23 protein-coding genes and 2 tRNA genes are annotated in these 26,085 nt (G+C 47.8%); 13 read left to right on the forward strand and 12 right to left on the reverse strand.

All coding sequences use genetic code 11. The annotated features are described in order from the left end of the window. The first annotated feature begins 8 nt into the window (after nt 1–8). The gene (gene fdxA / locus ACN0R8_RS04050) at nt 9–347 is read left to right on the forward strand and encodes a ferredoxin FdxA (protein ID WP_417595338.1); all 339 of its coding nucleotides are present in this window, start codon (nt 9–11) and stop codon (nt 345–347) included. 613 nt (nt 348–960) lie between these two features. On the opposite strand, the gene parC is transcribed toward fdxA, so the two are convergent. Continuing rightward, a complete protein-coding gene (gene parC, locus ACN0R8_RS04055) occupies nt 961–3,228 on the reverse strand; it encodes a DNA topoisomerase IV subunit A (protein ID WP_417595340.1) in 2,268 nt (755 codons plus the stop codon). 264 nt (nt 3,229–3,492) lie between these two features. Between parC and ACN0R8_RS04060 the strand changes: the two genes are divergently transcribed. Then, complete coding sequence (locus ACN0R8_RS04060; protein WP_417595342.1) at nt 3,493–4,305, forward strand: nuclease-related domain-containing protein; 813 nt, start codon at nt 3,493–3,495, stop codon at nt 4,303–4,305. 150 nt (nt 4,306–4,455) lie between these two features. Here ACN0R8_RS04060 and ACN0R8_RS04065 read toward each other — a convergent pair whose 3' ends face one another. Further along, nucleotides 4,456–6,078 (reverse strand): methyl-accepting chemotaxis protein, encoded by a 1,623-nt coding sequence (locus ACN0R8_RS04065; protein ID WP_417595344.1) that lies wholly within the window; start codon nt 6,076–6,078, stop codon nt 4,456–4,458. Nucleotides 6,079–6,285: 207 nt separating this feature from the next. Here ACN0R8_RS04065 and ACN0R8_RS04070 point away from each other — a divergent pair, with 207 nt between their 5' ends. Continuing rightward, entirely contained in the window at nt 6,286–7,176 is an 891-nt protein-coding gene (locus ACN0R8_RS04070; RefSeq protein ID WP_417595346.1) for a prephenate dehydratase, read from the forward strand. A 98-nt stretch (nt 7,177–7,274) separates the two neighbouring features. On the opposite strand, the gene ACN0R8_RS04075 is transcribed toward ACN0R8_RS04070, so the two are convergent. Continuing rightward, entirely contained in the window at nt 7,275–7,574 is a 300-nt protein-coding gene (locus ACN0R8_RS04075; protein WP_078319363.1) for a hypothetical protein, read from the reverse strand. Between the two features lie 247 nt (nt 7,575–7,821). Between ACN0R8_RS04075 and ACN0R8_RS04080 the strand changes: the two genes are divergently transcribed. Both ACN0R8_RS04080 and ACN0R8_RS04085 read left to right on the forward strand, forming a co-directional pair. Continuing rightward, nucleotides 7,822–8,154, forward strand: a complete 333-nt coding sequence (locus ACN0R8_RS04080) for a DUF3392 domain-containing protein (protein ID WP_417595348.1) — start codon at nt 7,822–7,824, stop codon at nt 8,152–8,154. A gap of 101 nt (nt 8,155–8,255) precedes the next feature. Continuing rightward, the gene (locus ACN0R8_RS04085; RefSeq protein ID WP_417595350.1) at nt 8,256–8,756 is read left to right on the forward strand and encodes a hypothetical protein; all 501 of its coding nucleotides are present in this window, start codon (nt 8,256–8,258) and stop codon (nt 8,754–8,756) included. Nucleotides 8,757–8,771: 15 nt separating this feature from the next. Here the strand turns inward: ACN0R8_RS04085 and dnaB are convergent, their stop codons facing one another. The 7 genes from dnaB to rnr form a co-directional block, all read right to left on the reverse strand. Next, nucleotides 8,772–10,175 carry a replicative DNA helicase gene (gene dnaB / locus ACN0R8_RS04090; protein WP_417595352.1) on the reverse strand — a complete coding sequence of 468 codons (1,404 nt, stop codon included), beginning with the start codon at nt 10,173–10,175 and terminating at the stop codon, nt 8,772–8,774. 207 nt (nt 10,176–10,382) lie between these two features. Further along, the gene (gene rplI / locus ACN0R8_RS04095) at nt 10,383–10,832 is read right to left on the reverse strand and encodes a 50S ribosomal protein L9 (protein WP_078319366.1); all 450 of its coding nucleotides are present in this window, start codon (nt 10,830–10,832) and stop codon (nt 10,383–10,385) included. 20 nt (nt 10,833–10,852) lie between these two features. After that, nucleotides 10,853–11,719, reverse strand: a complete 867-nt coding sequence (locus ACN0R8_RS04100) for a hypothetical protein (protein ID WP_078319367.1) — start codon at nt 11,717–11,719, stop codon at nt 10,853–10,855. A gap of 26 nt (nt 11,720–11,745) precedes the next feature. Continuing rightward, nucleotides 11,746–11,973, reverse strand: coding sequence for a 30S ribosomal protein S18 (rpsR, locus tag ACN0R8_RS04105; RefSeq protein WP_028299482.1), 228 nt, complete (start codon nt 11,971–11,973; stop codon nt 11,746–11,748). A gap of 30 nt (nt 11,974–12,003) precedes the next feature. Next, nucleotides 12,004–12,423, reverse strand: coding sequence for a 30S ribosomal protein S6 (gene rpsF / locus ACN0R8_RS04110; protein WP_078319368.1), 420 nt, complete (start codon nt 12,421–12,423; stop codon nt 12,004–12,006). A gap of 177 nt (nt 12,424–12,600) precedes the next feature. Further along, complete coding sequence (gene rlmB, locus ACN0R8_RS04115) at nt 12,601–13,443, reverse strand: 23S rRNA (guanosine(2251)-2'-O)-methyltransferase RlmB (RefSeq protein WP_417595355.1); 843 nt, start codon at nt 13,441–13,443, stop codon at nt 12,601–12,603. A gap of 182 nt (nt 13,444–13,625) precedes the next feature. Next, nucleotides 13,626–16,112 (reverse strand): ribonuclease R, encoded by a 2,487-nt coding sequence (gene rnr, locus ACN0R8_RS04120; RefSeq protein WP_417595357.1) that lies wholly within the window; start codon nt 16,110–16,112, stop codon nt 13,626–13,628. Nucleotides 16,113–16,292: 180 nt separating this feature from the next. Between rnr and ACN0R8_RS04125 the strand changes: the two genes are divergently transcribed. Further along, nucleotides 16,293–16,379 (forward strand) — tRNA-Leu (locus ACN0R8_RS04125). Between the two features lie 81 nt (nt 16,380–16,460). Further along, nucleotides 16,461–16,547 (forward strand) — tRNA-Leu (locus ACN0R8_RS04130). A gap of 235 nt (nt 16,548–16,782) precedes the next feature. On the opposite strand, the gene ACN0R8_RS04135 is transcribed toward ACN0R8_RS04130, so the two are convergent. Further along, the gene (locus tag ACN0R8_RS04135) at nt 16,783–17,619 is read right to left on the reverse strand and encodes a DNA/RNA non-specific endonuclease (RefSeq protein WP_417595359.1); all 837 of its coding nucleotides are present in this window, start codon (nt 17,617–17,619) and stop codon (nt 16,783–16,785) included. Nucleotides 17,620–17,746: 127 nt separating this feature from the next. Continuing rightward, complete coding sequence (locus tag ACN0R8_RS04140; protein WP_417595361.1) at nt 17,747–19,174, reverse strand: MBL fold metallo-hydrolase RNA specificity domain-containing protein; 1,428 nt, start codon at nt 19,172–19,174, stop codon at nt 17,747–17,749. A 233-nt stretch (nt 19,175–19,407) separates the two neighbouring features. On the opposite strand from ACN0R8_RS04140, the gene ACN0R8_RS04145 reads away from it, so the two are divergent. From ACN0R8_RS04145 to ACN0R8_RS04170, 6 genes are all read left to right on the forward strand, one after another. Beyond that, nucleotides 19,408–20,268, forward strand: a complete 861-nt coding sequence (locus ACN0R8_RS04145; RefSeq protein WP_417595363.1) for a hypothetical protein — start codon at nt 19,408–19,410, stop codon at nt 20,266–20,268. A gap of 283 nt (nt 20,269–20,551) precedes the next feature. Further along, entirely contained in the window at nt 20,552–20,863 is a 312-nt protein-coding gene (locus ACN0R8_RS04150) for a c-type cytochrome (protein WP_417595365.1), read from the forward strand. Between the two features lie 65 nt (nt 20,864–20,928). Next, entirely contained in the window at nt 20,929–21,219 is a 291-nt protein-coding gene (locus tag ACN0R8_RS04155) for a high-potential iron-sulfur protein (RefSeq protein WP_417595367.1), read from the forward strand. 260 nt (nt 21,220–21,479) lie between these two features. After that, entirely contained in the window at nt 21,480–22,247 is a 768-nt protein-coding gene (locus ACN0R8_RS04160) for a helix-turn-helix domain-containing protein (RefSeq protein WP_417595369.1), read from the forward strand. A gap of 390 nt (nt 22,248–22,637) precedes the next feature. Beyond that, on the forward strand, nt 22,638–24,113 hold the full coding sequence (putP, locus tag ACN0R8_RS04165) for a sodium/proline symporter PutP (RefSeq protein ID WP_417595371.1): 1,476 nt from the start codon (nt 22,638–22,640) through the stop codon (nt 24,111–24,113). A gap of 204 nt (nt 24,114–24,317) precedes the next feature. Then, complete coding sequence (locus ACN0R8_RS04170; protein WP_417595373.1) at nt 24,318–26,060, forward strand: HDOD domain-containing protein; 1,743 nt, start codon at nt 24,318–24,320, stop codon at nt 26,058–26,060. The last annotated feature ends 25 nt before the right edge of the window (nt 26,061–26,085 follow it).

Here is a 26,085-nt window from a genome sequence, read left to right on the forward strand (position 1 = left end):
AGACCAGCATGGCATTTGTCGTAACTGATAACTGTATTCAGTGCAAATACACCGACTGCGTAGAGGTCTGCCCTGTAGACTGCTTCTATGAAGGGCCAAATTTTCTTGTGATCAATCCGGATGAGTGCATCGATTGCGCGTTATGTGAACCGGAGTGTCCGGCAAGCGCGATCTATTCAGAAGATGAGCTACCGGACAATATGCAGCACTTTTTTGAACTGAATGAGATGCTGGCAGAACACTGGCCAAATCTTGCAGAACGCAAAGACCCGTTACCGGATGCTGAAAAGTGGGACGGTGTTGAAAACAAACTGGATAAACTGGAAGGGCTGCCAGAAAATTTATAATGGTTTGAGAAAAGATAATGGTTTGAGACTAGATAGTGGCTTGAGACAGAATAACGGCTTGAGAAAAGATAGTGGTTTGAGACTAGAGATGCGTTTTTCATCAGAAAAAGAGAAGGGCGGCCCCGCCGCCCTATGTCCCTTTGCTATCCAATCCATGACAGCGCCATCATCCTGATAGCAGACTTATCCTAAGTCTTCCATGTGGCTTCCATGAACGTATGCATCCTGCATCCCTGTTCGCCACGTGTTTCCATTCCTTTTCCCTTAATCCCTGTGCCGGTTTCCATTCCGGCTTGCTGCCACTCCCTGACTGCACGTTCATATTAACAAATATCCGCCACCCAATGACACAACTTTTATGTGGTTAATTATATTCCTGGCAACCTATAAAATATAACCAATTGATTTTAAACGATTAAAATTAATATCTTATGGATTAAGAGCTTTATACCCTGCTCCGTGGCGCAGATATCTTAATGTTTTGTAGGAAATATCTTACAACTTGAGAAGAGATCCACCCAAGAGCCAAGGGTTAAAATAAAAAACCAGCACCCTGGGGTACTGGCATTCTTTAATCTCCGGCAATCATAACCGTACAACCTTGAGAAAGAGGTTATTCCGCATCGTTTACATCGAGCCGGTCAACCTTTTGGAAACCACGGGGGAGCTTATTCCCGCGCCGGCCACGTTCACTGAGGTAGTGTTCAAGGTCAGAGGGCTTCAGCTTAAGATGACGCTTGCCTGCAAAAATAGTTAAGGGGTCTTCGGCTTGCATAACAATCAGATCACGAACAAACTCTTCCCGACCTGATGATTTAGCCGATGGAATATCGATCATTTTATTACCCTTACCTTTACCCAGCACCGGAAGCTGATCCAAACGAAAGACAAGAAGACGCCCTTCAGTCGTCACAACAGCAACCCGGCTTTCAGTACCTTCCGGGATCAGTTTAGGAGGCAGAACCTCACATCCTTTCGGCACGGTCAACAGTGCTTTCCCTGCCTTCTTGCTGGCCAGCATATCTGAAGACGCCACAACAAAGCCATACCCTGCATCACTGGCCATCAGAAAATGACGTTTATCCTCAGCTATGACCAGTCCCTGGAACGTTGCACCGGATGGCGGGTTGATACGCCCGGTCAAGGGTTCACCCTGCCCTCTGGCTGAGGGTAGCGTGTGCACCGGCAAGGAGTAACTTCGGCCGCTACTATCAACAAAAACGGCTTGTTGGTTAGACTTGCCTTTACAGGCCAGGTGAAAGCTATCACCGGATTTATAGCTCAGGCCTTCCGGGTCAATATCATGCCCTTTAGCAGCTCGTACCCATCCTTGTTTTGATAAAACAATGGTCACAGGATCAGCGCTCACCAGAGCCGTTTCATCCAGTGCTTTAGCTTCTTCACGACACACCAACGGTGAGCGACGAAGGTCACCAAATTTATCAGCATCTGTGGTTAGTTCGTCCTCGATGAGCTGATTCAGAGCACTATCCGACCCCAGCAAGTGTTCCAGGCTTTCCCGTTCATCCTGCAGCTCATCCTGCTCACCCCGGATTTTGATCTCTTCCAGTTTTGCTAACTGTCGTAAACGCAGTTCAAGAATCGCTTCTGCCTGGCGTTCACTGAGAGCAAAGCGGCCGATCAGTTCCTGTTTTGGCTGATCTTCTGTACGGATAATATCAATCACTTCATCAATATTCAGATAAGCGATCAGAAGCCCTTCCAGTAAATGCAGGCGATCATTCACTTTTTCTAACCGGTACTCAAGCCTGCGCTTAACCGTTGCCCGCCGGAAGTTAATCCACTCCCCCAAAATCTGTAATAACCCCTTAACCTGTGGCCGCCCATCGGTGCCGATCATATTCAGATTAACGCGGTAACTTTTTTCCAGATCCGTAGTAGCAAACAGGTGGGCCATCATCGAGTCTGTATCGATCCGGTTTGAGCGAGGAACAATAACCAAACGCGTTGGGTTTTCATGATCTGACTCATCGCGCAAATCAACGACCATCGGCAATTTCTTAGCCTGCATTTGTGCCGCAATTTGCTCCAGGACTTTGGCTCCGGAAACCTGATGCGGTAAAGCGGTTACAACGACATCACCGTCTTCTATCTGGTAAACAGCCCTCATTTTCAGGCTGCCTTTGCCCGACTCGTAAAGCTTGCGAATATCCGCCTCAGGTGTGATGATTTCAGCATCGGTAGGATAGTCCGGTGCCTTAACAAAACGCATCAGATCGGATATCCCCGAGGCTGGGTTGTTCAGTAAATGAACCGTCGCCTGAACTACTTCATTTAAGTTATGGGGGGGAATATCAGTCGCCATCCCCACTGCAATACCGGTAGAACCATTTAAAAGCACATGAGGAACCCGGCTCGGTAACACTGCGGGCTCATTTAAAGTACCATCGAAATTAGGTAGCCAGTCAGCTGTACCGTGGCCCAGTTCAGATAGCAGCAGCTCAGAGAACTTAGCCAGTTTAGCTTCGGTATAACGCATGGCAGCAAAAGACTTAGGGTCATCCGGTGAACCCCAGTTGCCCTGCCCATCCACCAGAGGGTACCGGTAAGAGAAAGGCTGAGCCATCAGTACCATTGCCTCATAGCAGGCGCTGTCGCCATGGGGATGGAATTTACCCAAGACATCACCGACAGTACGTGCAGATTTTTTATGTTTGGCACTGGCTTTAAGACCCAGTTCAGACATCGCATAGATAATCCGGCGCTGAACAGGTTTAAGCCCATCACCAAGGTGAGGAAGTGCACGATCAAGAATGACGTACATGGAGTAATCAAGGTAAGCTTTCTCGGTGTACTGTTTGAGCGAAATCTGCTCAACACCATCGAAGCCGGGGTCTGCTGGGTTAATTGGTGCACTCATCCGATTTGGTAATCCACTGATTGTTCACACGGAAAATTTTAGCCAAGTCTATCTAACATCTGGTTATTTTTACAGGATTCATCGCCACCAGATCTTCAGATACCGGACTTTGTCAGTTTTCCTGCTGTTTAGCCGTTAATAGTAGTTAAGATTCCTGCAAAGCAGCCGATAGATTAAATCTATTAAAATTGCGCGATTTCTGGCTACAATCAGTAAGATAAAAATCCACTTTAAGCGTAATATTTTTACCAGAGCCCATTAATAATGATTCTGACCGAATATAAATTTCGTCCTGAAAGTGACTCACGAGCAGAAGAAAGTTGCGCCGATGTCGCTAACAAGCTGAAAACCGCCTTTGCTGAAAGCACTGATATGATTGTAATTAACAATCTTCAGATTGAAGTATATGACCGGCAGATTACCGTCGACCATGCAGTGCTTCATACCTATGGCATGACACTGATCAACAGCCGTACTCTCTATGGCAAAATTGAGGTGAATTATCGCGGCGAGTGGTCACGCAGTGTTAAAGGACGCGATATTCCAATGGAAAACCCCATTGACCTCTACAAGCATGCGAGCAAGGCTGTTCGGGATGATTTGGTAAAAAATGTTGAAACCATTATGAGTAAACATAATGGCGTTCAGAAAACCTTTGACGGTATGCCCATTGAGTTGATGTTTATTCAGGCTCCCAAGAGCGGATTGCAGGGTAATGGCATTAACTCATCTGCTATTCTGTTCTCTGAGCTACTAACACAAACAATCACCCGGCACTTTAATTCCTATAAAAAGCGGGTCTATCAACAGTTTGGTGGCATGGATGTTTTTCGCTTTTTCTCTTCAGATATGTTTGCCTGCGCAGACTATCTTATTGGTAACGAGATTAATAGAGAGAGCTACCCTGTAGCCCAGCCAGACCAGACCGCATCCGGAGCAAGCTCGAGCAGCGGGCAGTCGGGAAAACGTGTAATTGTACGAACAAAACAAATAGGGGGCGGCCCCGGTATTATCAAAGCCAGAAGCATCAAGCCCAGTCGCAAAAAACCGGAACAGATGGCCAAAGAACCTGATTAAGATCACCTGCCTATTTACTCCTGCAAGACCTGTACACGACAAAAAAAAGGCTGATCAGATCTGATCAGCCCTTTTTCATAAGAATTGTAACACTGGGGAAATCCACAAAGAGAAGCTTTCGCCTATGGTGGATTCCCAGTAAAAAGATCACTAGCGTAACTTAAACTGATCAACCATCTTCTCAAGGTCAACGGCCAACTTCAGCAAGCTATCACTGACAGCAACACCTTCGTTAGCCTCTGCGGAAGTCTGTTCAGCAATAGCACTAATCTCTTTAACATTGCGGTTAACCTCAGCAGACGCAACCTCCTGCTGTTGCGCTGAAAGCGTCATTTGGCTATTCAGAGCATTAATACCAGTAACAGCTTCGGCAATTTCCTGCAGAGACGACGCCACTTTTTCGACCTCGCTGACGCTCTCATGAGTACTTTCCTGGGCACTCTGCATCACCTCAATAGCTTCTGTCACCTCTTTCTGTAACTGCTCGATGGTCTGATGAACCTCCTGGGTGGACTCATGAGTTCGGGTCGCTAATGAGCGTACCTCATCTGCCACAACGGCGAAGCCACGCCCGGCTTCACCGGCCCGGGCAGCCTCAATAGCAGCATTCAGGGCCAATAAGTTGGTTTGCTCTGCAATTGAGGTGATAACATCCAGAACAGTCCCCACTTCATTACTGTAATTGCCCACTTTACTGATAACGCCTGCAGCCTGCTCTATTTCGCCGGTCAGGCGGCTAATTGCAGAAATCGCAGTTCCCGTAAGAGAAGCACCCAACCTGGCTTGCTCATCAGCACTGGAGGACGCACCAGAGGCACTTTCTGCGTACGACTTTACCTCATGGGCATTATTCTCAACCTGCTGCATGGCTGAAACAACGGTTTCTGTACCGGCCTTCTGATCCTGTACTGCAGAGACAGTGCTCTCAGAGACCCTTGAAATACGCTCTGCGGCCTCTTTCAACTGATGAGTTGTTCCGGAAACCTGCTGCATACTCCCCCGGAACCGGGTCAGCATATTGTTAAAAGCAGTCGCCAAAGCGCCTATCTCATCATTACTCTGGACATTGCTGACTTCTACGGCCAGGTCAGACTGTCGTTCTACCTGCTGCATTACACTCCGCACACGGTTCAGAGGTGTTACGATAAGGCGGCGTAACAGATAGATAATCACCAGAAAACCGACAAAGAAGAGGGCAACTTGTATAAGCCCAAGGCGCCACAAATTGGCGCTGATATGGCGGTCCAGGGTGGCCAGCGAGTAACTGACACGCACAGCGCCCAAAACAGTTCCTTCTTCCACAATATGACAGGCAAGGCAGTTCGTACCCCGATAATCCTTACTGGCCCGAACAGGATTCAGAACCGTAAGAACCCTTCCAGTCTCACTTTCACTGATATGTGTTATTTTTTCACCGGAAAGAGCGCGGCGATCCAGATCATCGGATGCTTTTTCCTCAGGACGCCCGGGGCCAAAAAACTTATTGATATCCGGCCCCCGAATAATACGGGCATCGACAACATCCGGCTGACTCATCACTTTTTTGCGTAAAATATCCCGGTTTTCCAGAGTACCGGTGATCATCATGATGTTAACAGCATCAAAATAGGAATCAGCCGTATCCTGAGTATGTTGCCAAATAACCTCTTCAACCATATCCCGCTCATTGCGGACGCTGAAAATCATGGATACAACAAGTACCAAAACAAAGACCAAAAGCAAGGCTACAGTGATTTTGGTTTGAATGGAGGTTCCCGGTGAAGTCTGACTCATTATACTCTCCGCCTTTCCAGCGCTATTTTTAATTCTGGCTCATTTTTGTGATTATCATGCTTGGCTTAACTTTAACGGTAAAGTTAAGCTATAGAAGTAACCAACCATATATTTTTTGTTAATTCTTTTATGGCTGTTCAGTGTCGACACAACATGCCATGACTTACTTCGTTTGTACATCATCTAACCTACGGCTTTCACAGGAAAATGTCAGTGTCTGAAATCAAAACATCGTCATCAAAATATGATCAGGTTATTGCATTCCAAGGTCATCTTGGCGCGTACTCGCATCTTGCTTGCCGTAATGCACGCCCTCACCTCTCACCCGTGCCCTGTGCAACTTTTACCGAAGCGATGCAAAAAGTAGAAAGAAAAGAAGCAGGCCTCGCTATGATTCCAATCGAAAACTCGACTGCCGGGCGTGTTGAGGAGATCTATCGTCAGCTACCAAAAACACAGCTTTCGATTATTGGTGAGCACTTTGAAAGCATCAGCCACTGCCTGATCGCACTTAAGGGCAGCAGCCTAGAACAGATCAAAACGGTCTGCTCTCACCCACAAGCTTTAGCACAGTGTGATAACAATATTATGAAACTTGGCCTGGAAACAGATGTGAAATCTGATACCGCAGGTGCAGCCCATGAAATTATGCAGTTACAGGACCATAGCCGCGCCGCTATCGCATCTTCGTTGGCAGCAGAGCTTTACGGCATGGATATTCTGAGAGAAAACTTTCAGGATCATGATGGCAACACAACCCGCTTTATTATCCTGTCGCGGGAAGCAGAAATGCCGGATTATCGTTCTGGTCATAAATATCTGACGTCATTAATGTTCAGAGTACGCAACCTGCCTGCAGCTCTTTACAAAGCGATGGGAGGGTTTGCCACCAACGGCATCAATATGGTCAAACTTGAAAGTTATATGGACACGGGCAGCTTTCAGGCAACATCTTTTTATATGGATGTTGAAGCACACCAATGCGAACAGGCAATGCTTAATGCCCTTGAGGAACTATCTTTTTTTGCAGAGGATATCCGTATTCTGGGGACCTATATCCCCAGCCCATGGCGACAATCCAAAGGAGCTATTTCTTAGCCCAACCAGACAACTTTTGAGCAGAAAGCAGATAACCTGGTACGACAAAAATAAAACAACGGGAGCAATGCTCCCGCCAGAATCAGCAGCAGAAATAATTACTGATTATACGTCGCCGGATCGATCCAGACCCCCAGAGAGTTACGGTCAATCCAATTACCCTGCTTATTCTCTTTGTAGCGAAACACAACAATGTCACCCTCGCTCACAGAGAGTTCGGGATCTTCAGTCTGGTAAGAGTATGTAATACCATCCACAATCAGAGCGTGGCGATACAGCTCAGGCATTCCCAGCCATTCCTGAAACGGTCCTTCCGTAACAACAGATTCCAGTTTTCCCTTTCCTTGAAGCTTAGGCGCGCGCTGTCGGCGTGCACCGGGACGGAAGTTACCAGCCATGAATGCTCCTTTTATGTTGAGCCAAATATTTTAAACAAAGTCGCCTGAGCAGAGAAACGTGAAATCTAATCTGTTCACCCAAACGAAAGGCGATGGATTATAGGGCTTATTTCGCAAGAGACAAGTTACAAAACAACAAAATGTCATAAGTCGAAATACAATCCGTCAAAGGTTCTTACTTTTTTAACTGGTGGTTCAAAAAGCAATCAGTAAACTAACTATTTTCCCAAGCAAGGAACCTCACTTTATGGAAATGCTTCGCGAACTGCTTTTTACTATGGCTGACTGGATTCGCCCTCACAGCGATAATATTGCACTTGCACTTATTGCTACCTTATTAGTTATTTATGGCGATGAGATAAACCGTACCGTCAAGCAACAGCTACGCCCCTACCCATACATCATCCGACTGGTCGGCTTTGTTGTGCTATGTGCGTTTGGTTACGGTGCTCTCACGGTATACGCAACGCCAGTACTGGAAGACATTATTAATCGCATACCAGGTCTTTACTTGGCACCCGCTATTATGCTCCTCTTCCTACTGGTTGGTTTACTGGCTGAAAGACGCCGTCAGATCTGATTCAAGCAGTGCTCTATAGCCCGGAATGTATGCTTTTCCACGCCAATAACACTGACTCGGACAACCGAGTATGTGAATAATGCTCCACAGGAGAACCCGCCATGCCGACACATGATATTGATGGAAATTACTGTATTTTCCGTAAAAGTTATTCTGCAGCAGGCATTCAGCAAGAACCTGGAGAGCTGACGGCATTCTCTGATCAGAAAAAGCAAAATTTTGCACTTTTCTGGCTTGCTGATCAGGCTGAAAACAGTCTGATGTTGGGCTATTTTACTTCGGAAGCAATATTAGAAGAGCATGCAAAACGCTTTATACTAAAGCCTTTGACCGTACCCGCTATCGCTTTAGGCCAAGCTGAAGCTCAGCAGCTCAGAAAGCAGGATACGCCACTTGTGCTCCCACCTCTTCATGGGGTGTTTGGCACAGCCTTCAGCGGCTACCTGCTAAAGCCAGATAGTGAAGAAGCATCAGACAAACTGATGCTCTTCTATGTGGCGGATTACCGCTCAGAATTACTGGGGGTGTTTGATGCTGCTGAGGCAACTCATGTGTTGACTGAACACTATGATCGCCGCCGACAGCAGTGCATGCTCTGCTGAGGGAGAGGGGTCGGTCTATTCGTCTCCGCCCATGGCTTCAACGTACTGCGCATAATGTTCAGGGGCCAGATCTTCGAAACGGGTAAACTGTCCCCGGAAGGCGAGTTTAACACTGCCGATCGGGCCGTTACGCTGTTTACCAATAATAACCTCCGCAATTCCCTTATTCGCTTCATCCTCTTTGTTATACACCTCATCACGATAGATAAAGGCGATAACATCAGCATCCTGCTCGATAGCACCGGACTCACGCAGATCTGACATCACAGGGCGTTTATTCGGACGCTGCTCCAAACTCCGGTTCAACTGGGAAAGTGCAATCACAGGGCAATTAAACTCTTTTGCGAGTGCTTTAAGAGAGCGGGAGATCTCTGAAATCTCACCAGTACGGTTATCTGCCAACCCCGGAACACGCATCAGCTGAAGATAATCGATCATCACCAGACCTATATCGCCATTCTCACGGTGCAGACGGCGCACACGGGAGCGCATCTCACTGGGGCTTAAACCTGCCGTATCGTCGATAAAGAGTTTTTTCTTTTCCAGTAAGTTAACTGCCGACATAAGCCTCGGCCAATCGTCATCATCCAGCTTACCGGTACGCACCTTAGTCTGATCGATACGTCCCAGGGAAGATAGCATACGCAGCATCAGAGAATCACTGGGCATCTCCATACTGAACACTACCACAGGTTTATCCTGGGTCAGGGCTACATTCTCGACAATATTCATGGCAAAGGTGGTTTTGCCCATGGATGGACGTCCGGCAACAATAACCAAGTCTGAGGGCTGCAGACCGGATGTCATACCATCAAGATCAGTAAAGCCTGTAGCAATACCGGTCATAGAGGAATCAAGACGATAAAGTTCATCAATGCGGTCGACTGTTTTTTGCAGAATAGAAACCACACCTTCCGGCCCTCCCACCTTAGGCCGGTTTTCAGCGATGGAGAATACCAGCTGCTCAGCCTCATTCAGCAGTTCATCAGAGGTTCGCCCTTCAGTATCGTAGGCGCTTTCAGCGATCTTATTAGCGGCATGAATCATCTGACGCAGCGTTGAACGCTCCTGAACAATTGAAGCATAAGCGGCGATATTGCTGGCCGATGGCGTATTGCGAGCCACCTCAGCCAGATATGCTAACCCACCGACCTGATCCAGCTCTTTACGATCATCAAGCAGCTCAGAAATAGTAATCACATCAAACGGCTGAGCGCGTTCAGCCAGCTCCATCATCGCGTTAAAGATCAGCTTATGGTCCCGACGATAAAAATCATGGGCACTGATACGTTCAGCTACGGCATCCCAGGCTTCGTTATCCAGCAGCAGACCACCTAACACCGATCGTTCCGCCTCCAATGAATAAGGAGGGATTTTGAGAGCTTCGGTTTGCTTATCGGTATCAGTTCGTGCGGACATAAACCTGAGATTCTCCTGGGTAAAGATGAAGTGGCAACTAAGTGTATCTGAAAATGGATGCCCGTAAAGATGACAAAAAAGAAGAAGGGGCAACACCGGGAATAGCTTGCGTTAATATCCCAGTTGCTTACCGGTATACCAAAAAAAAGGAATAAAAAAAGGCACCTGGGAAAACCCAAAGTGCCTTTCAGAGCTGATCAGCAGATCTTATTCTTCAGATGTCACGATAACGCGAACTGAAGTCATAACATCGCTGTGCAGCTGGATTGCAACGTCGAATTCACCAACGGTGCGAATCGGGCCTTCCGGCAGACGAACTTCGCTTTTCGCTACATCGATGCCAGCAGAGCTGATTGCTTCTGCCAGGTCACGTGTACCGATAGAGCCGAACAGCTTACCTTCGTCACCAGCTTTAGCACCGATAGACAGTTCAATCTCACCCAGAGCAGCAGCACGAGCTTCTGCTTCAGCTTTGATCTCTGCAGCCTGAGCTTCAAGCTCAGCACGGCGGGTTTCGAATTCAGCAATGTTTGCTTCTGTTGCTACAACAGCTTTGCCGTATGGCAACAGGAAGTTGCGGCCATAACCAGGCTTAACGGTTACTTTGTCGCCTAAGCCACCCAGTTTGCCTACTTTCTCGAGCAGAATAACTTCCATCTCGTTAACCTCTTTCTATTTTATGGCGCTTCATCATCTGAAGGCTTCATCAGCCTTTTACGGAAATTCAGACTACTATCAAGCAACGCCACAAAAATCATCAATACGTACAGTGAGTGTCCGGCAAAAAACAGCACAAAATAGAAGGCTGTCAGCCAAAACGAACTCAGTTGTTTGATCGTTACAACAGCATGTACTAAAGCGATACAGGCAAAAACCAACGGCAGTGTCAGTGAGGGAATCCACTTGATCGCCTCGGGGGTAATACCCGCACCGAAAACAACCATGCCACCCAAAATCAGACCTGCCCAGACCGGAAGACGCAGCTGATGAAATTCTTTCTGGAAACCACCCGGATTATACAGGGCAGCTTGCCAGAAACGGGCCAGCATAAGGCTCCCCGTCATCATCAGCGCATGCACCGCAGAGATAACACCAGAGAAAAGCCCAACCAGAAACTGATCAAGCTCAACACCAGGACTCTCCGCCAGCTCAGCTTCGCTCAGAATCATTTCCCGACTTGCCTGGGCAAGATCAAGCATTAATTCCGGCGGTAACCACTGAACTGTACTTGCGGTAACAGCTCCGATACCAGCGCCTACCAATAACGTTTGCGACCAGCTGACGCTGTGCCTCAGCACCAGTGCCATAATATAGGCACCAATTATTACAAACGCAGGGGTTAGGTCGCCCTGAGCAAACCAAAAGAGAGCAGGCAGCGAGCCCCAGAGCATCACCTGACTGCCATCTTTACCACCCTTTCTCAGGGTGACCACACTGACAACAGCGGCAGCAATCCAGAATAAAAATGGAATAGCTGCACTTAACGCTGTTGCTATAATCGCGTTAGTCCGCGATTTTAGTGCATATTGTGCGATAGAACGCATGCACCTGCCTTATATCGTTTTAAATCTTACTGGTGGCCGTCGGTGTACGGCAGCAGAGCCAGGTAGCGGGCGCGCTTAATAGCGGTAGCCAGCTGACGCTGATAACGTGCTTTAGTACCTGTGATACGGCTTGGAACGATCTTGCCAGTTTCAGTGATGTAGCTTTTCAGAGTTTCGATGTCTTTATAATCGATCTGATCTACACCTTCAGCGGTGAAACGGCAGAACTTACGACGACGGAAAAAACGTGCCATGGAATATACTCCCAATAAGTCTGTTAAAAATTACTCTTCAGAGTCAGCAGCTGGAGCTACTTCTTCTTTAGATTCAGCCTGGGCTTCCGGAGCACGCTCTGGTTTACGATCGTCACGACGATCTTCACGAGAGGCTTCTGCTTTTACCGGAGATGCTTCAGTTACAGCATTTTTAGTACGAACAACCAGATTACGGATGATCGCATCGTTGTAACGGAAGATCTCAGTCAACTCATCAACAACCTCGCTGGTTGTCTCTACATTCATCAGAACATAGTGAGCTTTGTGAATCTTGTTAATTGGGTATGCCAGATGACGACGACCCCAATCTTCCATACGATGAACCGAACCACCATTGTCCTGTACCAGGCTGGTGTAACGCTCGATCATTGCTGGAACCTGTTCGCTCTGGTCCGGATGAACCATGAACACAACTTCGTAATGACGCATTATAGCTCCTTACGGTTTTACAGCTTCTCAAAGGGTTTGTTCCCTAGAAAAGCAAGGAGTGGAAAGAAACGTTGTTTAAAAACAACCGCGAGATCTTACAGACCCAGAAAATAAGACGCAAGAGAAATCATCCTGCAAAAGAATATTTCCTGCATAACGTATGCGCGTTGGCTGTGCCTAAGCGGTCTGCGAGCGCTGGCGGACAGCTTCGTATAAGCAAACACCGCTGGCAACAGAAACATTCAGACTACTAACCTCACCGGCCATCGGCAGATTAACCAACAGGTCACAGTGCTCACGGGTCAGGCGGCGCATCCCTTTACCTTCAGCTCCCATGACCAGAGCCGTCGGGCCGGTCAGGTCCGTTTCATACAGCCCCTGATCCGCCTCGCCAGCCGTTCCCATCACCCAGACACCATGCTGTTTTAATTCATCCAGACAACGAGACAGGTTTGTAACACTAACAACCGGCATCACTTCAGCCGCACCGCAGGCTACCTTGCGTACCGTGGCATTCAGGGTAGCTGATTTATCCTTGGGAACAATAACCGCATCGGCGCCTGCTGCATCAGCCGTTCGTAATACCGCCCCCAGATTGTGCGGGTCAGTTACGCCATCTAATACCAGCAGTAAAGGTGACGTTTTCTCTGCCAGCCGATCAAAAAGCCATTGCTCACTATAGGTTTTCAGAGGCTTGCAGACAGCAACAACCCCTTGATGGACCAAACCACCGGTCATCTCATCCAACAGGTCACGTTCCATTAGTTCCTGCTGAAGACCGATTTGAGAAGCCAAACGAGCAATCCGGTCCAACTTATCATCTTCACGGCCTTTCATAAGGTGAAGACTGATTACCTGTTCAGGCTGACGCTCCAGGAGGCTGGTGACAGCATGGATACCAAACACCGCTTCAACGGATGGCTTTCTGGGCGCTTTACGTCTGCCCTGCTGCTTTTTGCCACCGCTATGCTGAGGACGTTCACTTCTGTTTTGGGGGCGTTCATTTCTTTGCTGTTTCACTAACGTACCTGATTACAGTTTCTGGCAGCCCGATGCTGCGCGATCGATTTCTGCCGTCTTGCGGCCTGATACGGAAACAGGGCTCTGATTCAGAGCCCTGCTGGGAAATATTAAGACAGGCAGACAACAACAGGAAACCGGGTGTATCCATCGCTGCTCAACTGCTTGCTCTTAATCTTTTTTTACTTTTTCTTCTTGGGTCGCTTTTTCCTGAGGTCATCATTCAGGCCCGAACGCCCTTTTTCAGCTGGCTTCAGTTTTTTCTTTCTTCCACCTTTAGGCTTCGGCTTGCCGGATGCGTCGTCACGATCATTTTTCCGGTTCGAATCCGGCGCATCATTTGAAGTGACAACCTTTGAAAGCCGGTCTTCAGCATCGGTCATATTGCGCTTGCGGGGTTTACGCTTACGCCCCACGGCATTATCCGGCTGGCTGGTATCCAGTTCAAAGTCGATCTTGCGTTCATCAAGATCAACCCGTGCCACAATGACGGTCAACTCATCATTCATACCGTAAACGCGACCACTACGTTCACCGCGCAAACGCTGGGTCAGAGGGTCAAACTGATAGTAGTCCGATGGCAGGCCGGTGATATGTACCAAGCCTTCAACATAGATCTCATCCAAACGAACAAAGAGCCCAAAACCAGTAACACCCGTCACCTTACCGGTAAAGCTTTCCCCTACGTGACTCGCCGTGTATTCACACTTCAGCCAGGCAAGAACATCATAGGTGGCATCATCCGCACGACGCTCTGTCATAGAGCAGTGTTCACCAAGCTCGACCATCTGAGCTTCATTGTACGGCAGCCATTTATCCCGGGGTTCTGTCGGCGTTGTCTCACAGCGCTGCAGATGACTACCGGTCAGGTCGCTGCGAATCAGAGCGCGAATCGCACGATGCAGCAGCAGATCCGGGTAACGACGAATCGGCGAAGTAAAATGTGTGTAGGCCTTGTAGTTCAGGCCGAAATGCCCTTCATTCTCCGGCGTATAAACCGCCTGTGACAACGATTGCAGCAACATCGTCTGAATATTACCGGCATCAGGACGGTCACCGATCGCCTGAAGAACTTCCTGATAATCTTCCGGCGTTGGCTTTAAGCCACCACCCAGTTCAAAGCCCAGTTCACCCAGGAAAGATTTAAGCTTTTCAAGCCGTTGCTCTTTCGGGCCTTTGTGGACACGAAACAGCCCCGGTACTTTGTACTTCTCCAGCAAACGGGCAGAAGCGACGTTTGCACAGAGCATGCACTCTTCGATCAGTTTATGGGCTTCGTTACGCACCACGGGAACAATACGCTCGATTTTGCGGTTATCATCAAAAACGATACGGGTTTCTACCGTTTCAAAGTCAATCGCACCACGCTCACTGCGGGCAATACGAAGTTGTTTGTACAGTCCGTACAGCGTTTCAATCGGATGAACCAGATCAGTATATTTTTCTTTAAAAATAGCGGCATCCGGTAGCTCAGGATCATCCAGAAGCGCACCCACCTGAGTGTATGTCAGGCGTGCCTGAGACTTGATAATAGCCTCACAGAAACGGTAGCGGCTGATATCTCCTTTAGCACTGATACTCATCTCGCAAACCATCACAAGACGGTCTACATGAGGATTCAATGAGCAAAGGCCATTGGAGAGCAGCTCCGGCAGCATCGGAATCACTTGCCCCGGGAAGTAAACGGAGTTCCCCCGGCGGTGCGCCTCCTGATCCAGAGGGGTATTAACACCGACATAATGCGAAACATCTGCGATAGCAACAAAGAGCTTCCAATTGCCGCTACGCTTTTTCTCGCAATAAACTGCATCATCAAAGTCTTTCGCATCTTCACCATCAATGGTGACAAACGGCAGGTGACGAAGATCTACGCGATCACGTTTATCAGCATCCTGAACCTGGTCAGACATATTGCGGATCTGATCCAGAACTTCTTCCGGAAATTCATTTGGCAGATTATGCTTGCGAATGGCGATATCAATCTCCATCCCAGGAGCCATCTCATCGCCCAATACTTCCTTTATGCGCCCCTGAACATGAGCACGACGGGCTGGCTGCTGGGTCACTTCAGCACATACCACCTGACCATCTTCAGCCCCAGCTTCCTGCCCTGGCGGAATCAGTACATCATGATGCAGTTTAGGGTTATCAGGACGGACATAACCAATGCCGTTACGCTCAACAATGTAGCGACCGACAATTTCGTGTGTATTATGCTGCAGAACTTCAACAACAGCGCCTTCTTTGCGATTACGACGATCGACACCAACCACACGCGCTAAAGCCAGATCTCCGTGATACACGGTTTTCATCTGAAAGTTAGACAGAAAAAGATCTTCCCCGCCATCATCCGGCACCATAAAACCAAAGCCATCAGCATGGGCTTCGATACGCCCTTTAACTAACTGCATTTTTGAGATCAGCCCATAAGCCCCTTTTCGGTTGCTTAATAACTGGCCATCACGCTCCATCGCCTTTAAACGGCGACGCAATGCTTCAATATCATTTTCACCGGTCAGCCCCATGCGCTCACACAGCTGCATATGGGTTAGGGGGCGCCCGTAGTTTTCAAGCCATTGCATAATAAATTCACGGCTCGGAACCGGATTATCATACTTATTAGCTTCACGATCGGCCTGAGGATCCTGCTTCACTGACCAGCGTGTCATATCATTTGCCTTTTTTATCAATCTATATCTTCTTTAATTTATCATTTGTTTTTTAATTACCCCACCAAAGTACCACTGATTATAAGACTTGGCGAAGAAATTTGCTTTTTATACTGTTTTTTCTGCAAAAAAGTATTGCAAGAGGGGAAATCCTCCTTATAATACGCCCCCAGTTGTCCAGCCCAGGTGGTGGAATTGGTAGACACGCTAGCTTCAGGTGCTAGTGGCCGTATGGCCGTGGAGGTTCAAGTCCTCTTCTGGGCACCAACTCTTAATCTTAGGCAGATTAAGCGATTGATGTGACAACTAGGTTGTAATAAACAACTTTTTGTTTTGCCTGTGCATTGCGCCCAGGTGGTGGAATTGGTAGACACGCTAGCTTCAGGTGCTAGTGGCCGTATGGCCGTGGAGGTTCAAGTCCTCTTCTGGGCACCATTCCCAATGCAAGTAAAACAAAGACAAGCCTAAAAGAAAATAAATCCCGCGATGGGATTTTTTTCGTTTCTGACACCTGTATTTCCTATCCCGAACAGCTCTACGCCATACAGCCAACCGCAACCCCTTCCAGAACCCCCTTAACAACAACAGACTCGCAACAAGGCATTCCGGCACGCAACCGTTCAGCCTTGCTTCATTTTGTTTGTCGGCCAGCAACTAAAGCGCGAATTAACTAATACCGTGAAGGCTTCCGGGCAACATCATTCAAACGCCAAGAGCTGCTGTCTTTCATGGCTTCCAACTTCACTTCCTGGCCGTCCGGCAACGTGCTGAAGAAATTAAGCCCAGTCACTTCCTCGACCTGATCGACACTAACGACAAACTTTGTCAGTGGCTCACTACCCCGAACATTTTGCGGCATCAAGAAGGCCAGCATGCTTTCTGCTTCACCGTTTCGATTAAGGCCAACAAAAATCTTGTAGAAAGCATCAGGCACCTCAACCCAACTGTCCAGGCGCTCTGTTTCCTGATCAAAAACAGGCCCGGTTATAACGGCAACCCGGGCAAACTGACCTGTAAAATGGTCGACAGCGGCTTCTTCAAGGCGCTGCCAGACTTTACGGTTAAGATTCGGTTTCTGCGGCACAATATTGGTCATCAGAAACGTTTCTGTCTGAGCCTTCTTGCCATACAAGCGCGAGATCGCATAATTCGGAGCCAAATGCCCTCGATCATAACCTGAGCGCGTATAATCCCGGTGACTGACCCGCCAGACCGTACGCCAATCCTCACTAAACTGCCCCGGTCGTTTATAGCTATGGCGCTTCTGTTGCGCAGTAAGCTCCTGCAGCCAATAGGTTGCCCAGAGCGGATTCATACGGAGGTCGGAATAGCCCACCATAAAACCGTCATTTCTTAACACCCGATACCAGTGATGCCAACCGGACTCCATCCGCTCCGGCATGCCTCCATAAATAAAACTATTACGACTATTTTGTTCAAGAAAATACCAGGCGGTACTCCCCAAAAGTGCCAGTACCAATGCAAAAACGACAGGTATAGAGCGCACACTTATTCCTTTTTTAAATACCGATTGAACCAGAAACGCCAAACCTGATTGTTGGAAATCTAAGTTTGGCGTCAGTTGAAATAATAATTTTTTTCGGGTCAGGCTACAAACAGAAAGACCTCAACGTTCAGAGGGCCTGACTTTCTGCGTTATCATAGCTCATACGGATCAAGTCCAACTTCTGTCCCGGCTTAGCAATATCCGGGAAGTATCCCAGACGACGGCCAACTTCATGCTGCAAAGCATCCTGGGCTCCGGGCTCACCATGAACAAGAACAACCTTCGGCTGCTTTCTAAAATGTTCCAGCCAGTTGATAAGGCCATCCTGATCGGCATGGGCTGAAAATCCTCCCACCGTATAAACACTGGCCCCAACAGAAATAGTCTCGCCCCATAGCTTGACAGTTTCAGCTCCTTCTACTAATTGACGGCCCAGTGTACCTTTTGCCTGAAACCCAACCATGAGTACCTTGGTGTTACGCTTCCAAAGCTGACATTTGAAGTGATGCCGGATTCGACCGCCTTCACACATTCCGCTACCGGCAATAATGATCGCTCCGGAGGCGATACGGTTGAGCGCCATGGATTCTTCAGGCGTCTTTGTTAACCGAAGGTTAGGAAGGCTATCCAGTGACTCATGATTTAAAACTCTCTGCTTTGCCTCTTTATTATATAACTCACAGTGATTCAGGTAGACCTCTGTTGCCTCAATAGCCATGGGGCTATCCAAAAAAATCTGCCAACGCCCCATATTCCAGGCATCAAAATTTTCACTAAACAGGTATAACAACTCCTGAGTGCGACCAACAGCAAAAGAGGGGATCAGTATATTTCCTTTGGAGTTTGCCGCATCATTTAAAATTTCCCCCATCTCATCCATACTCTCCTGCCAGGGACGGTGACATCGGCCGCCATATGTGCTTTCCATCAGAACAACATCAGCCTGATGAATCGGTGTCGGATCTCTGAGTATGGGCGCATCACTATGCCCCAAATCACCCGTGAATACGACTTTACGGCGGTGCTTGCCGTCCTCCAGCCAAAGCTCAACAATTGAAGAGCCAATGATATGGCCAGCATCTTTAAAACGGATGCGAATGCCTGGCAAAATCTCATCTTCGACGTCATAACCCATCGGCTGAAAATGCTTTAATGCCTTCTCTGCATCGTCAGCCGTATATAAAGGTTCAACCGGAGGAAGGTGTTTTCGGGCCCGCTTCCGGTTCAGGGTTTTAGTGTCATGATCATAAATATTGGCCGCATCCCGAAACATAATGCCACACATCTCACGACATACTTTTTGTGTATACACCGGGCCCTTAAAACCTCGCTTAACAAGCAAGGGGATACGCCCGCAATGATCAAGGTGCGAGTGACTGAGCACCACGGCATCAATCTGCTTAGGGTCGAAAGAAAAAGGTTCCGCATTACGCTGCTCACCGTACTTTCCACCCTGTATCAAACCACAATCCAAAAGCACCCGATAATGCCCAACCTGAATCAGGTGGCAGGAGCCTGTCACTTCTTGTGCTGCGCCATGAAATTCAATATGCATAACAACTCCTTGTACCCAGCTAAACTCCACTAAGCTATAAAAACGAGCAGCCGGTCAACCTAAAAAAGTCAGATATAAAATGACTTCTGATGGGCGTTTTGACATAACGAAACATAATTGACAGTTAGCAACCGTTTAACATCAAAAAGCACCAATTACAGCTAGATTACCGCGTTTATAAGGGGTACAGTCAATATAATTAATCAGCAACTGGCAACCGTTTGCAACCCAAAATGTCACTTATTAAATACGTCTTTAGTATCTCACTGTTTCTTACGTTGTCACTCTGGCAGCAGTATGGACTTGCCGCGGAAAACCCGGAGGGGCCAGATGATGCGCTTCAGCATTTTCGGTTACTGTTGGGTGAGCAATTAAGCCCTGACCGCGCAACTATTGAGCGTGTTTTTAACCCTATTGGAGAGGGCCAGTCGTTGCTGATTCGGGCTTATGTCTCAGGCCCACAGGAGTTGGTATACCGGCCGCTTTTCTCAGAGTCTGAAGATGGCAGTCTGATATCATCCCACCCTGACAGTTTTATTCTGCGCACGCTACCGGGCACCGAACTGAAAGAAGTTCTGGTCAACTTTGAAGCCAACAAAGATCACTATGAGCTCTTCTTCGGTAATTTCCGCTATAGCGTAACTCCGGATATGAGCGATGCCAGTCATATATCCGCTCGCCGCGAAGCGGCTCCGTTTCTGACTCAAAATTTCCAGACACTTTTTATCGACCAGCCTTCAGCAGCCTTAGGCATTCGCTACCTATTTGACCAGCAAAACGAGCAGGGTACACAGGCAATTATTCAGCTTAAAAAAGAATATAAGGACAGTACAACTGGTGAATTAATGGTAACCAGTGATGGTGATATTCTGAATCATTATCGCTTTGAGATGTACGAAGCCGTTAATGTCGAACCTGTCTACTTTATCGAGCAATACCATCTGGATGATACGGGCACTATCCGCTATTACATTCAACCAGATGGCCTGCAAAGCTATCATCTAGGCGAAACCGGCGAAACACGTGCCGGAAGTTGGATCCCACGCCGCCATATGCAAAAACCCCGGCTATTCACACCATCTCAAAATCCTTAAAAATTAACCATGTGAAATATGGCATCAGCGAAACTCCCCTACTAACATCAGTAATCCATCAATGCAGAAAAAGAAAGGCGACATGCGACGTATAGCCGCCTGTTTTTATGCCTGAAAGAGAGTATTCTTAGGGCAAATATGATTTGCGCCAATGCATGAAACCAAACCATCTGTTTTGATCTCATGCCCAGTTACAACCACTGAGCATTTTTTCCCGTAATAAGAAAGAATGATCAGTAATCATTTTAAAAAAAGCTTGATGATAAAACCTAAGGTGAATCCTATGAAAAAACTATTAGCTATTGCAGGTATGCTTGCAATCTCTGCTTCTGGTTCCGCCCTTGCTGCCGGTGACGCAGCAGCAGGAAAAACAAAAGCAGCTGTATGTGCAGCATGCCATGGCGCCAACGGTGTCAGCATGATACCTATGTACCCGAACCTGGCAGGACAGAAAGCGCAATATCTGGAAAACGCCCTGAAAGCCTATAAAGCGGGTCAGCGTGGCGGCCCTACAGCTGCACTGATGAACCCTCAGGCAGCCAATCTGAGCGATCAGGACATTGCAGATCTAGCAGCACACTTCAGCTCGCTCTAAGCTCTAATCGATCTGTACAAAGGGTTGGCTACGGCCAACCCTTTGTGATAACGGAGGACTCAGAGATGGATATTAGTCGTCGCACGTTTCTGATCATAGCCTGCACTCTGCCAGTGACACCCTTTATCAGCCATAAAGCTCTGGCGGCATTTCCACCATTATCCGAACGTTCTGCGCTAGCCAAAGCTCGGCACTATAAAAGTAATGTAAGACGGGTTAGACACCCAAAATACAAAAAAGGCCAGACCTGCTCTAATTGTCAGTTTTTTAAATTTCTCGACAGTGGCTGTCAGCTATTCTCCTCCAATAGTGTCGCACCAACAGGTTGGTGTCAGTCCTGGGTTCTGAAATCCTGACGCTGCCTCAGCACTAAAAAACTCGTCATCTAACGGCCTATAATAAAAAATTTGAGTCTTTTTTATCTAAACAGAGATCAAAACACACTCATCATAAAAAGCAAATGCGAATCAATAACAAAAAACCCCTTTACCCGCTAAACCAAAGTCGTACAATGACTGCTCAGAACGTAAAGTATTGAAAAGGGTATCGGAAACAAAACTATCCGCTACCGGACATCACTGGATGTGTTATCTGAAATCGGTCCAAGAGGCGACCCATGAATACGGCGATCCGCGTAAACCGACTCCCTAACAGCTGTCTGAGCCATGATCATGAATACCATCAACTGGTGGTTGCTTTGTCAGGTAAAGCTGAGTTTGAGATAGAAGGCAACCAAGGTATCGTTACCCCTTGGCAGGGATGTCTAGTACCTTCTGAGCATACGCACTACTACGAAGGCATCGGAAGTAATACCCACCTGATTATCGATCTGCCTCACCGTCATCCGTTACTACAGAGCAGTTTGATTGATCTCAGCCGTTTATTCGATACACCCGGATACTTCACCATCGATAGTAATCTGAAGCTCTTTCTCTCATTTATGCTGAAAGAGATTAAATCCTTTGGCGATGACCCTGGCACAGCAGACTTCCTGGCTTTTGCTTTTCTTCATCGTCTGCATCAGCGTATATTTCAACAGGAAGCGCCGCTTAAACAGATCGACCGGGTCACCCTAAAACTGGATTTGATTGACCGTTATATTGCGGAACATCTGGCGGAAAAAATATCAGTTGCCCAATTAGCTGATGTTGCCTGCATGAGCGAAAGCCACTTTCATATCATGTTCCGTAATGTTGCCGGTATCACACCGCACCAATACCTGATTCAGGCCAGACTGAAAGAAGCAGCAAGACTTTTGCGACACTCTCAATCTCCACTAAACGATATTGCTGAACAAACAGGCTTTACCAGTCAAAGCGCCCTAGGAAATGCATTCAAACGATACTTTCAACTAACGCCGGGGCAGTTTCGTCAACAGCACTAACAAGCTTTTCAGAGGAATATCAGAGTTTTTTACAAAAAAAACACAGTTTTTTGCAAGAAGCACCTGACTTATCTCAATAGAGTGCCCTTAGCGTGGTTTTTTTTTACCCCCGCGAAATGTCTGGCTTCTCAGTTTGCACGCAGAGAAAGCTCAGCCCACAGTAAATATTTGCCTCGATTGAGGCAGGAACAGAAGTGATCATCTACGCTCTGTAGATATTGCTTAGCAAATGTTCTGCTATATCGTATTGAATTCGGTTTGCTTCACAGCTGAAATCTCATTCCATACGATATGGCCCGCTGGGTATAGCCTCCTTAAGAGAGGCAATCTAAACACCATCCGGTGTGCCCATAAAAATAACTAAAGAGTCTGCACATAAAGGTAACTACCATGGTAGAAACAAACGCGATTGTTGGCTGGACCTTTGTGGTCTATATCGCCCTGATGCTAGGGATCGGTATTTATGCCTACCGTAAAACACAAGATCTTTCCGATTATATTCTGGGTGGCCGCAGCTTAGGCCCTTGGCCTTCAGCTTTGTCCGCTGGCGCATCCGATATGAGTGGCTGGCTGTTGCTTGGTCTTCCTGGCTATGCTCTGGCAGCAGGTTTCGAAGCCTTCTGGCTCGCGGGTGGTTTGCTAGTTGGAACCTGGCTAAACTGGCTGATCGTTGCCGGTCGTCTGCGCGTTTACAGCCAGGTGGCCAGTGATTCTCTGACCCTGCCTGAATTCTTCGAAAAACGCTTCCGTGATAACTCTCATCTACTGCGCGTCATTTCAGCCTTTTTCATTCTGCTCTTCTTCCTGTTCTACACCAGCTCCGGTCTGGTAGCGGGCGGTAAGCTATTCGCAACAGTATTCGGCATGGACTACTTCACTGCTGTGCTGGTTGGTACCCTAGCGGTTATTACCTACACCTTCTTTGGTGGTTTCCTGGCAGTATCCTGGACCGATTTGGTACAGGGTCTGATGATGGCAGCCGCTCTGATAATCGTTCCTGTAATCCTGCTGGGTGAAACCGGTGGCATATCCGGTACGTTTGCCGCGATGGAAGCGAAAAACCCTGAGTTCCTGACACTATTTAACGGTATGAATGGCGAGCCTCTGGGCATCATCGCAATCATATCTCTGGTAGCCTGGGGTCTGGGTTATTTTGGTCAGCCTCATATCCTGGCACGTTTTGCAGCAATCCGTAGTGAAAATGACATTCCAACTGCACGCCGCATTGCAACAAGCTGGACAGCTATCAGTTTGCTGGGTGCCTGCTTTGTTGGTTTTGGTGCTGTAAGCTATCTTGATACAGGTCTTGCCGATGGCGAAACAGTGTTTATGGTACTGGTTAATGCCCTGTTCCACCCGGTTGTAGCAGGTATTCTGCTGGCAGCGATTCTGGCGGCGGTAATGTCTACTGCGGATTCCCAGCTACTGGTATCGTCTTCTGCACTGACCGAAGACTTCTATAAGTCCCTGTTTCGCAAAGATGCAACCCAGAAAGAACTGGTAATGGTTGGTCGTTTCGCAGTTGTTGGCATCGCAATGATCGCGCTGCTGCTGGCACGTGATCCTGATTCTTCAGTGCTGGGCCTGGTATCTTATGCATGGGCCGGCTTCGGCGCAGCATTTGGTCCGACCCTGATCCTTGCTCTGTTCTGGAAACGTATGAACACCATGGGCGCGCTTGCAGGTATCATTGTTGGCGGCGTCACCGTGGTAATCTGGAAGCAACTATCCGGTGGACTGTTCGATATCTACGAAATCGTTCCTGGTTTTATTCTGGCCTCGATTGCAGTCTATATTGTAAGTTTGGCCACTCCTGAACCTTCTCAGGAAATCCAGGATGAGTTTGACCAGGTAGCTAATCGTTAATCTGCCCTGTTCAAACACTATATGATCCTTCAGCAAAGGGCCCTTCGGGGCCCTTTGTTGTTTTCATACAACAGTCTGCCATTGCTCAATTAAAAAGGCCTGACATATAAACAAACACGAAGATATCTGAGTTACAATGCTGATAACTGCTTGTATTCCCGTGGATCTCAAGCCTGGTTGTGTACCGGAATTCGGAATAAAATCATGTCGTCAAAAGCCACATCAACAAATACTTCTGTTGCCAAAGGACTGACTCAGTGGCGCAAAGAGCTGTTAAAAGTGTCCCTGCCCGCGTTATCGGATACTGGTGCCCGCTTATTGAAATCATTGAAAAAACCGGATATATGCCTAAAAGACCTTGAGCTGATTATTGCAGAAGACCCTGTCCTTTCTTTTCAGATTATTGCCCATGCCAGTAAACGCCGGAACAAGCCTGAGAACGACATGCTGTCTCTGCCTCACTCGCTTTCTCTACTGGGGATGGACAAGCTGCAACCAATGCTCAGGAAGGTAAAGTACATTCGTTTTGATCCGGCGAAAACAGCCCATAGAGCCTTCCTGCAGGCACTGAACACCAGCCTCCATGCAGCGACCCAAGCCTATATGATTGCGGAAAGGAAAACCCCTGGCACAGGTGAAAGTAATTACTGGATATCACTACGCCTGAGTTCCGTGTTCTGGCAGTTGGCTTTAGCTTCACCAAAAATTTACCATGCCATTGAACAGCGGGTTCAAACCGGTGAAAGTCGTCACCACGTTGAAATGACTTTGATGGGATGCACAACTCAACAACTTACTCAGGCAATGTTGCCTGATTGGTATCTGAGTAAGTTTACTCAGGATAACCTGCACAAGTTACTCGACTCAAAAGCCAGAATACTGGCCGATATTGCTCAATGCGCCTGGAAAGATGGTATGGCACCTGAGATCCCCCAAAATGTCGGGCTCTTCTTGCAAACCCCTTGGTCAGCAGCAGTTCTGGCCCACTGGCTGGCGCTTAATACGGCGATCACCTGGTTTGGCCCAAAAACGGAGCGAGTTGAATGTATGATCGCAGCGTTCCTGCACCAGCATCTTGATGACGTTATACCTTTCCTGCACCGTAATGCCGTTATCTGCTCTGCAAGCCATAAACTCAGCGGCGTCTGGTTACCTGCTATAAAACTGCTGCATCCTCCTCTGGAAAAACGCTCACTGCAGATAAAAGAAGCACCGACACAGACTAAAAAAGCAAAGCATTATCAGGATCTATCCAGTGATACGCGCAGAAAAGCTGAGTTGCAATCAGCCCGTGCTCAAAATACAGAGCCTCAGAAGCGAGTCTCCCCAACATCTATAGCCGTCACTGAAAAAGCCCAGGTAAAAGCGGCAACCACTCCTCCTAATAAAGATATTGCGGTACAGACAGCGCTATTTAAGATCTATTATCTGCAAACAGTCAGGCAGAAGCAGGTTTTTTCTATTCATCAGATGATGGACGGTGCCAGCCAGGTTCTGCACTTTGATCTGGGTTTAACCCGCTGCATCCTGTTCATGAAGTCCCGCAGTCACGGGAGTGTTAAGGGTGTTTACGCCAAAGGCTTTACCGATAACAGCCCATTTGCCCAAATGACCCTTAATGCGGACAGACGACACCTCTTTGGCAAGTTACTGACAAAACAAGCCGCTTTATGGGCTAAACCTGAAAATCGTTCACGTTATCTCACTGAGTTACCAGCAGGTTTCTGGCCTTACTTGAACGAGCCTGCAGAGTTTGTACTGGCTTCGATTATGCTGAGAGGTAAAGTTTCCGGAATCTTGTACGCTGACAATAAGGGCTCAAATAAAGCACTAACAGAATCCAACTATGCGACCTTCCGGGCTCTGGCTCAGGCCATCAGCCATGGCATGGGAACACTGGCTGACCGAAAAGAGCAGGAGCACCTAAAGAAACCGCCTTCAGCCTGATACCAGGGTCGGGTAATTAGAATAG

This window comes from Oceanospirillum sp. (assembly GCF_048265165.1).
Taxonomy (GTDB): Bacteria; Pseudomonadota; Gammaproteobacteria; order Pseudomonadales; family Halomonadaceae; genus Oceanospirillum.